10 protein-coding genes and 1 tRNA gene are annotated in these 12,053 nt (G+C 74.3%); 4 read left to right on the forward strand and 7 right to left on the reverse strand.

Features of this window, described 5'->3' with window-relative positions:
* Nucleotides 1–7: 7 nt before the first annotated feature.
* The 3 genes from NF338_RS05665 to argS form a co-directional block, all read right to left on the reverse strand.
* On the reverse strand, nucleotides 8–1,348 hold the full coding sequence (locus NF338_RS05665) for a homoserine dehydrogenase (protein WP_264029892.1): 1,341 nt from the start codon (nucleotides 1,346–1,348) through the stop codon (nucleotides 8–10).
* A gap of 163 nt (nucleotides 1,349–1,511) precedes the next feature.
* Nucleotides 1,512–2,900 carry a diaminopimelate decarboxylase gene (lysA, locus tag NF338_RS05670; RefSeq protein WP_264029893.1) on the reverse strand — a complete coding sequence of 463 codons (1,389 nt, stop codon included), beginning with the start codon at nucleotides 2,898–2,900 and terminating at the stop codon, nucleotides 1,512–1,514.
* Nucleotides 2,897–4,582 (reverse strand): arginine--tRNA ligase, encoded by a 1,686-nt coding sequence (gene argS, locus NF338_RS05675; protein ID WP_264029894.1) that lies wholly within the window; start codon nucleotides 4,580–4,582, stop codon nucleotides 2,897–2,899. The genes lysA and argS overlap by 4 nt, the downstream gene beginning before the upstream one ends.
* 151 nt (nucleotides 4,583–4,733) lie before the next feature.
* Between argS and NF338_RS05680 the strand changes: the two genes are divergently transcribed.
* Together NF338_RS05680 and NF338_RS05685 are read left to right on the forward strand one after the other, a co-directional pair.
* Nucleotides 4,734–4,806: transfer RNA gene (locus tag NF338_RS05680), tRNA-Arg, on the forward strand.
* Between the two features lie 118 nt (nucleotides 4,807–4,924).
* Entirely contained in the window at nucleotides 4,925–5,557 is a 633-nt protein-coding gene (locus tag NF338_RS05685) for a CYTH domain-containing protein (RefSeq protein WP_204542651.1), read from the forward strand.
* Nucleotides 5,558–5,595: 38 nt separating this feature from the next.
* Here NF338_RS05685 and NF338_RS05690 read toward each other — a convergent pair whose 3' ends face one another.
* The 4 genes from NF338_RS05690 to NF338_RS05705 form a co-directional block, all read right to left on the reverse strand.
* On the reverse strand, nucleotides 5,596–6,159 hold the full coding sequence (locus NF338_RS05690; RefSeq protein ID WP_264029895.1) for a hypothetical protein: 564 nt from the start codon (nucleotides 6,157–6,159) through the stop codon (nucleotides 5,596–5,598).
* A 54-nt stretch (nucleotides 6,160–6,213) separates the two neighbouring features.
* Nucleotides 6,214–7,023, reverse strand: a complete 810-nt coding sequence (locus NF338_RS05695) for a D-alanyl-D-alanine carboxypeptidase family protein (protein ID WP_264029896.1) — start codon at nucleotides 7,021–7,023, stop codon at nucleotides 6,214–6,216.
* A gap of 132 nt (nucleotides 7,024–7,155) precedes the next feature.
* Complete coding sequence (locus tag NF338_RS05700; protein WP_087469534.1) at nucleotides 7,156–8,199, reverse strand: hemolysin family protein; 1,044 nt, start codon at nucleotides 8,197–8,199, stop codon at nucleotides 7,156–7,158.
* Nucleotides 8,196–9,572 carry a hemolysin family protein gene (locus tag NF338_RS05705; RefSeq protein WP_264029897.1) on the reverse strand — a complete coding sequence of 459 codons (1,377 nt, stop codon included), beginning with the start codon at nucleotides 9,570–9,572 and terminating at the stop codon, nucleotides 8,196–8,198. The genes NF338_RS05700 and NF338_RS05705 overlap by 4 nt, the downstream gene beginning before the upstream one ends.
* Nucleotides 9,573–9,722: 150 nt before the next feature.
* Between NF338_RS05705 and NF338_RS05710 the strand changes: the two genes are divergently transcribed.
* Together NF338_RS05710 and NF338_RS05715 are read left to right on the forward strand one after the other, a co-directional pair.
* Nucleotides 9,723–10,526 (forward strand): response regulator transcription factor, encoded by an 804-nt coding sequence (locus NF338_RS05710; protein WP_239576730.1) that lies wholly within the window; start codon nucleotides 9,723–9,725, stop codon nucleotides 10,524–10,526.
* The gene (locus NF338_RS05715; RefSeq protein WP_264029898.1) at nucleotides 10,523–11,731 is read left to right on the forward strand and encodes an ATP-binding protein; all 1,209 of its coding nucleotides are present in this window, start codon (nucleotides 10,523–10,525) and stop codon (nucleotides 11,729–11,731) included. Before NF338_RS05710 ends, NF338_RS05715 begins: the two co-directional genes overlap by 4 nt.
* Nucleotides 11,732–12,053: the final 322 nt, after the last annotated feature.

A 12,053-nucleotide genomic window follows, 5' to 3' on the forward strand; every position in this document is an offset into this window, starting at 1 on the left:
TGGGCCATCAGGCTCCCTCGACTCTCAGGACGGACGTGATCGTGCGGACGGGCTCGAGCTCGGCGACCGCCGCGACGGTCGCGGACAGCGCCGACTCCGGCGCCGCGTGCGTGGTGATGACGAGCTCGGCGACCCCGGGCTCCGCGACGTCCGCCCCGCCCTGCGCTGCGGGCTGGCGGACGGCCTCGATGGAGACGTCGTGCTCGGCGAGGGCGTGCGCGACCTGCGCGAGCACGCCCGGGCGGTCGTCGACGTCGAGGCGCACCTGGTAGCGGGTCACGGCCGCGCTCGCGGGAAGGATCGCGAGCTCGGCGTACGTGGACTCCTGCGGCCCCTTGCCCCCGAGCACGCGGTGGCGCGCGGCCGAGACGACGTCGCCCAGGACGGCCGACGCCGTGGGCGCGCCGCCGGCACCCCGCCCGTAGAACATCAGCTCGCCCGCGGACTCCGCCTCGACGAACACCGCGTTGAACGACCCGCGGACGTTCGCGAGGGGGTGCGACGTGGGCACGAGCGCCGGGTGCACGCGCACCGAGACGCCGGCCGGCGCGCCCGCCGAGGTGCCGTCACGCAGCTCCGCGATGGCGAGGAGCTTGATGACGTGGCCGGTCTGCGCGGCCCAGGCGACGTCGTCGGCCGTGACGGACATGATGCCCTCGCGCGCGACGTCGTCCAGCGAGACGCGGGTGTGGAACGCGAGGCTCGCGAGGATCGCGGCCTTGGCCGCGGCGTCGTAGCCCTCGACGTCGGCCGTCGGGTCCGCCTCCGCGTAGCCGAGGTCCTGCGCCTCCTTGACGGCCTCCTCGAGGTCCATGCCCGTCGTGGCCATCTGGTCGAGGACGTAGTTCGTCGTCCCGTTGACGATCCCGAGCACGCGGCGCACGCGGTCGCCCGCGAGCGACTCGCGCACCGGGCGCACGATGGGGATCGCGCCCGCGACGGCGGCCTCGAAGTAGATGTCGACGCCGGCCGCGTCCGCGGCCTTGTAGAGCGTCGGCCCGTCCTCGGCGAGCAGCGCCTTGTTCGCCGTGACGACGGCGGCGCCCGCGTCGATCGCGCGCAGCAGGAGCGACCTCGCGGGCTCGATGCCGCCCATGACCTCGACGACGATGTCCGCGCGCGCGACGAGACCCTCCGCGTCCTCGGTGAGCAGCGAGCGGTCGACCGACGAGGCGCGCGGCGCGGCCGCGTTCCGCACCGCGATCCCGACGAGCTCGAGACGCGCACCCACGCGCGAGGCGAGGTCGTCGGCCTGCTCCGTCAGCAGCCGCGCGACCTGGGTGCCGACGACGCCGCAGCCCAGCAGGGCGACGCGCAGGGGCGGGTGGGACTCGGCGGCAGGGGGCACGACGGACCTTCCTCGGGTGGTCAGGACGGGTGCGGCGCCGTGCGCGCGACCCGGGTCGTGCCCGGGTGGCTCGGGAGCCGCAGGCACAGGATACGGCGCCCCGTGCGCCCGTCCCGGGCGTGCCCACGGGTCGGATGCCGGTGCGCCGACCTCGCCCTCGCCGTCAGCCCTCGTCGAGCGCCAGCAGGTCCTCGACGGTCTCGCGGCGCACGAGCACGCGGCTCGCGCCGTCGCGCACGGCGACCACGGGCGGGCGCGTCAGCAGGTTGTAGTTCGACGCCATCGAGCGGCCGTAGGCACCGGTCGCCGGGACCGCCAGGAGGTCGCCCGCGCGCACGTCGCCGGGGAGCTGCACCTCGTGGACGACGATGTCGCCGCTCTCGCAGTGCTTGCCGACGACGCGCGCGAGCACAGGCTCCGCGTCCGACGTCCGACCGACGACCTCGGCGTGGTACTGCGCCTCGTAGAGCGCCGGGCGGATGTTGTCGCTCATGCCGCCGTCGACGGAGACGTACGTGCGCACGCGGCCGTCGTCGAGCGTCACCGGCTTGACCGTGCCCACGGTGTAGAGCGTGAGGCCGGCCGGCCCGACGATCGCGCGGCCGGGCTCGATCGAGAACCGCGGCAGCGGCGTGCCGAGCTCCGCGGCCGCCGCGTCGACGGCGGCCGCGACGTCCTTCGCCACGCGCTCGGGGTCGAGCGCGACCTCGCCGGGGAGGTAGGCGATGCCGTAGCCGCCGCCGATGTCGACCTCGTCGACGAGCACGCCCGTGCGTGCGGCGAGCTCGGCGCGCAGCTCCAGCACCGCGCGCGCCGCGACCTCGAACCCCGACGGGTCGAGGATCTGCGACCCGATGTGCGAGTGGATCCCCAGCAGGTGCAGCTCGGGGCGCGCGACGACGTCGAGCAGCGCGGTCATGGCCGGGGAGTCGCCGGTCCGGGTGCCGTCCGCCGCGCGCGGCGCGGCGATCGACAGGCCGAACTTCTGGTCCTCGTGCGCCGTCGAGATGTACTCATGCCCACCAGCGTGGACCCCCGTCGTCACGCGCACCATGACGGGCGCGACGACGCCACGCTCCCCCGCGAGGCGCGCGACGCGCTCGACCTCGACGAGCGAGTCGACGATGATCCGGCCCACGCCCTCGTCGAGGGCCCGGCCGATCTCGGCGTCGGACTTGTTGTTGCCGTGCAGCCCGATCTCCCGGCCCGGGACGCCCGCGCGCAGCGCGACCGCGAGCTCTCCCCCGCTCGCGGTGTCGACCCGCAGGCCCTCCTCGCGCGCCCAGCGCGCGACCGCCACCGTCAGCAGCGCCTTGCCCGCGTAGTAGACGTCGACGTCCGACCCGACCGCGCGGAACGCCGTCTCGAACGCCGTGCGGTACGCGCGGGCGCGGGCGCGGAAGTCCGCCTCGTCGAGCACGTAGGCCGGTGTGCCGTGCTCGGCCGCGAGCGCGTGGACGTCGACGCCCGCGACCTCGACGACCCCGTCCTCACCGCGGCGCACGCCCCGCGACCACGGCTCGCCGGGATGTCCCGGCAGGCCCGTGCTCACATGCGCTCCGGCGCGGACACGCCGAGCAGGCCGAGGCCGTTGGCGAGCACCTGACGCACCGCGTCGTTGAGCCACAGCCGCGTGCGGTGCGTGTCCGTGACCTCCTCGTCGGGGTAGGGCAGGACGCGCTGCGACTTCTGCTGGTACCACGTGTGGTAGTCGCCCGCGAGCGCCTCGAGGTAGCGCGCGACGCGGTGCGGCTCGCGCAGCTCCGCGGCCTGGGCCACGATGCGCGGGAACTCGGTGAGGCGCCCGATGAGCGCGGCCTCGCTCGGGTGGTCGAGCAGCGCGGGCTCGAAGCCGTCGGCGCGCGCGACCCCGCGGTCGGCCGCGTTGCGGTCCACCGCCGCCGTGCGCGAGTGCGCGTACTGCACGTAGTAGACCGGGTTCTCGTTCGTCGCCCGGGCGAGCAGGTCGAGGTCGAGGTCGATGTTCTGGTCCGCGGACGAGCGCGCGAGCGAGTAGCGCGCGGCGTCGACGCCGACCGCGTCTACCAGGTCCTCGAGCGTCACGACGGTCCCGGCGCGCTTGGACATGCGCACGGGGTGTCCGTCCTTGACGAGGTTGACCATCTGCCCGATGAGGAGCTGCAGGTTCTTCCCGGGGGTGTCGCCGAACGCGGCGCACACCGCCATCATGCGCCCGACGTACCCGTGATGGTCGGCGCCGAGCATGATGATGACCTCGTCGAAGCCGCGCTCGCGCTTGTCGAGGTAGTACGCGATGTCGCCCGCGATGTACGCGGCGTCGCCGTCCGACTTGATGACGACGCGGTCCTTGTCGTCGCCGAAGTCGGTCGTGCGCAGCCACGTCGCGCCGTCCTGCTCGAACATGTGGCCCGACGCGCGCAGGCGCTCGACGGCCCGCTCCACGGCGCCCGACTCGTGCAGCGAGTCCTCGTGGAAGTACACGTCGAAGTCGACGCCGAAGTCGTGCAGCGACGCCTTGATCTCGCCGAACATCCGCTCGACGCCGCGCGCGCGGAAGACCTCCTGCGCCTCGGCGTCGGGCAGCGTGCGCGGGTCGGGGTCGCCCGCGGCGACCGCGTCCGCGATGACCGCGTCCGCGATCTCGCTGATGTACTCGCCGCCGTACCCGTCCTCGGGCGCCTCCAGGCCGCGGGCTCGCGCGAGGAGCGAGCGGGCGAACCGGTCGATCTGCGCCCCGTGGTCGTTGAAGTAGTACTCGCGCGTCACGTCCGCGCCGCTCGCCTCGAGCACGCGCGCGAGCGAGTCGCCGACGGCGGCCCAGCGGACGCCGCCGATGTGGATGGGACCCGTCGGGTTCGCGGAGACGAACTCGAGGTTGACCTTCGTGCCCGCCTCGGAGCTGCCGCGCCCGTACGCCGGGCCGGCCTCGACGATCGTGCGCGCGAGCTCGCCCGCCGCGGCCGCGTCGAGCGTGATGTTGAGGAAGCCCGGGCCGGCGACGTCCACGGCCTTGACGCCCGGGGTCGCGGCGAGCCGCGTCGCGAGGTCCTCGGCGAGGGCGCGCGGCGTCGTGCCCGCCTTCTTGGCGAGCTGCAGCGCGACGTTCGTGGCCCAGTCGCCGTGCTCGCGCTGGCGGGGTCGCTCCACGTGGACGCGCTCGGGGACCGCGGTCGGGTCCAGGGCAAGGGTGCCGTCGGCGACGGCGGCGGCCAGGGCAGCGCTCAGCGCTTCGGAGAGCTCGTCGGGGGTCACCGGGCGATTCTACCGAGGCGCGAGCACCCTCCGTCGCGGCATTTCGCGCGAGGCCCGCGGGGCGTCCGGACCACCGGGCCGCCGACGGGCCCACGCACCCCGGACGTGCTGGTAGTCTCGTGCATCGCGTCGGCGGACACCGTCGGCGCTCGCCCTCGTAGCTCAGTGGATAGAGCGTCTGCCTCCGGAGCAGAAGGTCGTAGGTTCGAATCCTATCGAGGGCACCCTGCACCGCTCCGACGAGCCCGGCCCGCCTCCGGCGGCCGGGCTCGCGCCGTCTCCGGGACCGTCGACCTCGCCTGCTTCCCGTGCCTCGTCCCGCGCGCCCGCTACGGTGGGGCCATGACCGACGGCGGCTACGGGGACTTCGAGTTCGAGCGGCGGTTCCTCGTGCGCGACCTGCCCGAGGACCTGCGCGACGCGCCGGCGCTGATCGTGCAGAGCTACTACCTGGCCGACGAGGGCTACGCCCTGCGGCTGCGCGCCAAGGTCCCCACGGTCGACGCGACGATGGACCCCACGACGGACGCCGTGCACCTCCTGGACCGCTACGCACCCGCCGTCGACCTGTGCACCCTGACCGTCAAGGGTCCGGTGGCGGGCGGCACGCGGTACGAGGCGGAGCGCGAGGTCGACGTCGCGGTGGGCGTGCAGATGATCCGGCGCGGCGGGGCGCGCGTCGTCAAGACGCGGTACTCGGTCTGGGTCGGGGCGGACGGCTGGGTCGTCGACGTGTTCGGCGGGGCGAACCACCCGCTCGTCGTCGCGGAGTGCGAGCGCACCGGCCCCGTCACGGACCTGCAGATCCCCGCCTTCTGCGTCACGGAGCTCACCGACGACCCCCGCTTCTCCAACGACGCCCTCGCGAACCGGCCGTACGGCTCGTGGCGCGAGGAGTTCGAGGCCGAGCTCGCGGCGTCGGGCCCGCGGTTCCTCCAGGACTTCGGCCGCAACGAGCGGCTCTCCGGGCCGTAGATCCGCGTCCGGGCTTCACGGGAGTCCGACGCGGGTCGTCAGCGCAGCGCGTCGGCCGCCGCGCACACGGCGGCGACGTCGAAGCGGACCGACCGGCGGTCGACCGGCACCCACCCGGGCTCGTGCCCGAACAGCACGGCCCACGGGAGCGCCCCGGAAGAGACGTGCTGGCGCGCGTGGTCGTGCGCCCGAGCGTCGGCGACCTCGCGCTCGACGGCGTCCTCCAGCGCCACGAGCTCGGCGCGCACCGCCTCGCCCTTCTCCGTGAGACGACGCGCCCGCCCGGGCTCGAGGTAGCCGTCGCGGCGCGCACCCTGCACGACGCGGCGGGACGCGTCGTGCACCCGGCCCCGCAGGACGCCGTCGGCCGGGTCGAGGGCGACGCGCGCGCCGGGCGACGCAGCGTCCCCGAACAGTACCGACAGCACGAGGTGCTCTCGCTCGGAGGTGGGCGACGCGTCGAGGACCACGAGCACGGGGGACGAGCCGGGCGTGGTCGGCTCCACCCGGACGAGGCCGGTGAGCGCGAGGCTCAGCACCTGCGCAGCGAGCGCGTGCTCGGGACGGCGCAGGACGACCGCGGCGAGAAGCAGGTCGGCCACGGTTCCGAGCCTACGGTTCTCCGAGCCGCCACGGCGGACGACGGGGGCCGCGTGTCAGGAGTTCTGGACTTCCTCGACGCCCTGGACGAACTCGAAGTGCCACGGCTCGTAGGCGCCGCTGCCGCCGCGCTTGGCCCAGGCCGGGTTGGCCCAGCCGTAGGTGGCACCGTTCTGGTTGATCCACGCGTAGACCTCGCGCGAGCCGGTCTCGACCGAGCACAGGTCGATCGCGAGGCCCCACCCGTGCATGGACCAGCCGGGAGGTGCGGCGAACGCGCCGCGCGAGGACTTGAGCGAGACCTGCGTCGAGAGCGTGCGGTACGACGAGACGAGGCACAGGTCGCGACCGAACGTCGCCCGGAAGGCCTCGTTCATGGCCGACAGCGAGACGGCCGCGTCGGGCCGCAGGTGCTCGCCCGCCTGCCAGAGCTCGCACAGCGCGTGCTCGTCGAGCTTGCCGTTGGTGCCCGCGGGGCGGACCGTCGGATCGCAGCCGGGGAGCGGGTCGCGCGCGGCGGACCGGGAGGCGGCCTCGCGCCGCACCTCGACACGGGGCGCGGCGGCGACGCTCTGGGAGACCGCGGGCGCCGTCGACGCGGCGGTCGCGAGGTCGAGCGCGCTGGGGCCGAGCGGGCGGGTGTCGGGCTCGAAGGGTGATCCCGTGCCGAGCCCGTCGTCCGCGCCGGCGGAGAGGGGCATCGCGATCGTCGCGGCGGCGAGCGTCCCGAGGACGGCGATGCGCGGCATCCAGCGGTGCTGGCTGGAGACCTGTGCCTGGGGGCGGCGACGGCGCGTGCCCTGCTCCGCCTCGCGCCGTGCCCGTCGGGATTCGAGGGCGGGTGCGTCGGTCTGCTGCGACTCCACCCGCCACCTGCCTCTCACCCTTCGGGGTGGCCCTCGGGCCACCGATGACCGATCAATCACGGAACAGTAACGAAGCACTCCGACGATGCCAAGTCCCCTGCTCAGGACCGGTGCCGGACGCCGGGGCGCTCGTCAGTGCCGACGCTGCATGGCGTCGCGCACCTCCCCCACGAGCTCCTCGAGGATGTCCTCGAGGAAGACGACGCCGAGGGCGCCTCCGCCCTCGGGCGCGTCGACGCGCGCCAGGTGCGCTCCCGAGCGCTGCATCGCCCGGAGCGCGTCCTCGACCTCGTCGCCGGGCGCGGCGGTCGCGAGCGCCCGCACGCGCCAGGACGGGACGGGGGCCCCGCGCGTCGTCTCGTCCGCGTACAGCACGTCCTTGACGTGGAGGTAGCCGACGAGCTCGCCCGCGACGTCGGCGACCGCGAACCGCGAGAACCCGGTCTTCGCCACGAGGCGCTCGACCTCCTCGGGCGTGCAGCCCTCGGTGACCGTGACGAGGTCGGCGACGGGCACCATGACGTCCTGCGCGGTGCGCTCGGAGAACTCGATCGCGCCCGAGAGGAGGCCCTGCTCGTCCCGGAGCACGCCCTCCGCCTGGGAGTGCTCGACGATCGACTGGACCTCCTCCGCCGTGAAGGCGGAGGCGACCTCGTCCTTGGGCTCGACCCCCGTCGCCCGGACGGCGTGGTTCGCGAGCCAGTTGAGCGCGACGATGACGGGCCGCAGCACGCGCCCGATCCACACGAGCGGCGGGCCGAACCACATGACGGCCGTCTCGGGACCGGCGACGGCGAGGTTCTTGGGCACCATCTCGCCCAGCACCACGTGCAGGTAGACGACGATCGCGAGCGCGACGACGAAGGCGATCGGGTGAGCGAGCGACGTGCTCACGCCCAGGGCGCGCAACGGGTCCTCGATGAGGTGCGCGAGCGCGGGCTCCGCGACGACGCCGAGGCCGGTGGAGCAGACCGTCACGCCGAGCTGGGCGCACGCGAGCATGAGCGACACGTTCTCCATCGCCCACAGGACGGTCTGCGCCCGCCGGTTCCCCTGCGCGGCGAGCGGCTCGATCGCCGAGCGGCGCGCGGAGATGACGGCGAACTCGGCGCCGACGAAGAACGCGTTGCCCGCGAGCAGGAGGACGGCGACGAGGAGCGCGGTGGTCGAGCTCACGACTCCACCTCCACGGGGGCCGCGCGGACCGAGAGCCGCTCGACCCGCCGGCCCTCCATCGCCTCCACGCGCAGCACGACGCGGTCGCGGCCATCGCCCGCGACGACCTCGTCGCCCGGCTCCGGCACGCGCCCGAGCCGTGCCATGACGAGGCCGCCGAGCGTCTCGTACGCGCCGTCCTCGGGCGCGCGGAGCCCGGTGACCTCGGTGAGCTCGTCGGGCCGCATGACGCCCGGGACCAGCCAGGAGCCGTCCGCGCGCCGGGCCGCTCCGGAGCGGCGCGGGTCGTGCTCGTCCGCCACGTCGCCCACGAGCTCCTCGACGACGTCCTCGAGCGTCACGACGCCGGAGGTGCCGCCGTACTCGTCCACCACGACCGCCATCTGGAGCCCGAAGCCGCGCAGCTCGACGAGCAGCGGGCCGAGGCGCACGGTCTCGGGCACCCGGGGCGCCTCGACCATGAGCGCCGCCGCAGGGACCTCCTCGCGCCGCTCGTACGGGACGGCGACGGCGCGGCGCAGGTGGACGAGGCCGACGACGTCGTCGCGGTCCTCGCCGATGACGGGGAACCGGGAGTGCCCGGTCCGCCGCGCGGCGTCCACGACGTCCGCGGCCGTCGCGTCACGGTCCACGACGACCATCCGCATGCGGTCGGTCATGACGTCGACGGCGCTCAGCTCGTCGAGCTCGATGGAGTTGGTGAGGAGCGTCGCGACGGACACGTCCAGCGTGCCCTCCTGGGCGGAGCGGCGCACGAGCGCGGCGAGCTCGGAGGCCGAGCGGGCGCCCGACAGCTCCTCGCGCGGCTCGACGCCGACGCGTCGCAGGATCGCGTTGGCCGACCCGTTGAGCACGGCGATCACGGGCCGGAACAGCTTGGTGAACTGACGCTGCACCGGCACGACCTGCCGGGCCGTCGCGTAGGGGGCGCTCAGGGCGAAGTTCTTGGGGATGAGCTCGCCGAAGAGCATCGAGACGAAGTTCACGACGAGGAGGGCCAGGACCCCGGCGAGGACCGCCGCGGCCGCCTGCCCGAGCGCGGTGGCGCTCAGCCCGGCGCCGAACAGCGAGAGCAGCGCCGGCTGGGCCGTGTAGCCGAGGAGGATCGTGGTGAGCGTGATGCCGACCTGCGCGGACGACAGCTCGGTCGACAGGTGCTTGAGCCCGGCCCGGACGCTGCGGTCGCGCCGGTCGGCACGGGCCTTCCCGCCCGACGGCGGGGAGCCGCGTCTGTCGCCCTCCTGGTCGGGGTCGTCGCCCGCGGGGAGGACGGCGGGGTCGAGGGTGACCAGGGAGAACTCGCTGGCCACGAAGACGGCGGTGCCTGCGGTGAGGAGCACCCCGAGCGCGACCATGACCCAGTCGCCTACCACGAGGTGCTCCACCGATATCGGGAGGTGCTCTTCATCGTGCCGACGATGCTAGCGCCCGCTCGCCTCGCGCCGCCCGGGCGCGCGGCGTCCGACCGCCGGGTGGCGGTGAAATCCGGCCGACCTGGGCCGACGTGTGCCACGCTGTATCCCATGGCAGATCCGAGGGCAGCGAGCGCATCACCGACCGGCGCGGGCGCCGGTCCCGTCCCGGGCCGCGGGCCCGTGCCCACGACGGCGCCGTTGGCCGGCGGCACCCCGCAGCAGGCGGCCACGGTCCTCGTCGTCGAGGACGAGCCCGCCATCGCGACGGCGATCGCGCAGCGTCTGAGCGCAGAGGGCTGGCGGGTCGAGGTCGCGCGCGACGGGCTCTCCGGCGTCGACGCCGCGGCACGGCTACGACCGGACCTCATCGTGCTCGACGTCATGCTGCCCGGAATCGACGGCCTCGAGGTGACGCGGCGCATCCAGGCCGAGCAGCCCGTGCCGATCCTCATGCTCACCGCGCGCGACGACGAGACCGACATGCTCATCGGGCTCGGCGTGGGCGCCGACGACTACATGACGAAGCCCTTCTCGATGCGCGAGCTCGTCGCGCGCATCAAGGCGCTGCTGCGCCGGGTCGACCGTGCCACGCAGGCCGCGAGCACCGCCCCGACCGACCCGCCCATGACCGTGGGCGACGTGACGATCGACAAGGCCCAGCGCCGCGTGTACCGCGCCGGCGAGGAGGTCCACCTCACGCCCACCGAGTTCGAGCTCCTCGTCATGCTGGCGAGCTCGCCCAAGACCGTGCTCACGCGCGAGCGGCTTCTCGCGGAGGTCTGGGACTGGGCCGACGCGAGCGGGACGCGCACCGTCGACTCGCACATCAAGGCGCTGCGCCGCAAGCTCGGCGCCGACCTCATCCGGACCGTGCACGGCGTCGGCTACGCGTTCGAGCCGCCCGCCGGATGACCTCCCACCCCGCCGACCCCGTCGACGGCGCGGGCACGGGCCGGGCGCAGGGCGGGTCGGCGAGTCCCGGCCCGGCGCGGAACGGCGTGCACCGCGCGCACACGATCCGCCCGCACCTGCCGGACGTCCGGCCGCTCGACTCGTTCCGCTCGCTGAAGATCAAGCTCGGCGTGCTCGTCGCAGCGACCGTCACGCTCGCGGTCCTCATCACGTGGATCGGGCTCCAGAACCAGCTCGGGCCGTCGCGCACGTTCCCGCTCGCGATCGTCCTGTCGCTGCTCCTCACCCAGCTCCTCGCGCGCGGGATGACGTCGCCGCTGCGCGAGATGACGGCGGCGGCGCGCGCCATGGCCGACGGCGACTACACGCGTCGGGTGCGGGCGACGAGCCGGGACGAGGTGGGCCAGCTCGCCGTCGCGTTCAACGTCATGGCGGAGGACCTCGCGACGAGCGACCAGGTGCGCCGCGAGCTCATCGCGAACGTGTCGCACGAGCTGCGGACGCCGATCGCGGCGCTCCAGGCGCAGCTCGAGAACGTCGTCGACGGCGTCACGCAGCCGACGCCCGCGACGATGGAGATGGCCCTGGCCCAGACCGAGCGCCTCACGCGCCTCGTCTCCTACCTGCTGGACCTGTCGCGCATCGAGGCCGGCGCGGCGGCCCTCAACATCACCGAGATCGACGTGGGCGACTTCCTCGAGGAGAACGCCGAGGCCGTGTCGATGGTGGAGGCCGGGAAGCAGCTGCGGTACGTCGTCGACGTGACGCCGCCCGACCTCGTGCTCGAGGCGGACCGCGAGCGCCTGCACCAGGTCGTGACCAACCTCCTGCAGAACGCGATCCGGCACTCTCCCCAGGGGGGCGAGATCCGGCTCGAGGCGTACCCCGTGGACGACGACGTCGTGCTCGAGATCGTGGACGAGGGACCGGGGATCGCGAAGGAGGACCGCGAGCGCATCTTCGAGCGCTTCGCCCGGGCGAGCGCGACGGGTTCGCACACGACGACCGGCGGCTCGACGGGCGGGACGGGCATCGGCCTCGCGATCGTCCGGTGGGCGATCGACCTGCACGGGGGGCGGATCGAGGTCGCGGACTCGCGCAGCGGAGCGACGATGCGTGTCACGCTCCCGGCGCACGCCCACCCCGTCGAGCCCGACCTGCTCGACGACCCGGCGCCGGGCCGCGAGGACCCGACCGTGCGCTGAGCCCGGCGCTGACAGCGTGGGTCACGAGCGCGCGAGGACGAGTGAGTTCCGTCACACCGCGCGCCCCGGATACCTCGCGATGGCTTGGAATTCCGCGATCTTGCCGTCCGACGAGGTCCGCGTGGGGTCGCGTTTGCCTGGCCCAGACACGGCGTGAAGAACCCGCGAACAGGCCGCGCGCGAACGCCCCGCGCAGCCCCCCGGGCCGCCGTCGAGGGCCTAGGCTGGAGTGGTCCGGAATCCGGACGAGTCTGTGCCGACGTCGGGCGCCACGCCTTCCGCGTGCCGCCTCGCGTCTGCTTCGCAGACTGTGACCGACAGC

Source organism: Cellulosimicrobium sp. SH8 (assembly GCF_025818875.1).
GTDB lineage: Bacteria > Actinomycetota > Actinomycetes > Actinomycetales > Cellulomonadaceae > Cellulosimicrobium > Cellulosimicrobium cellulans_D.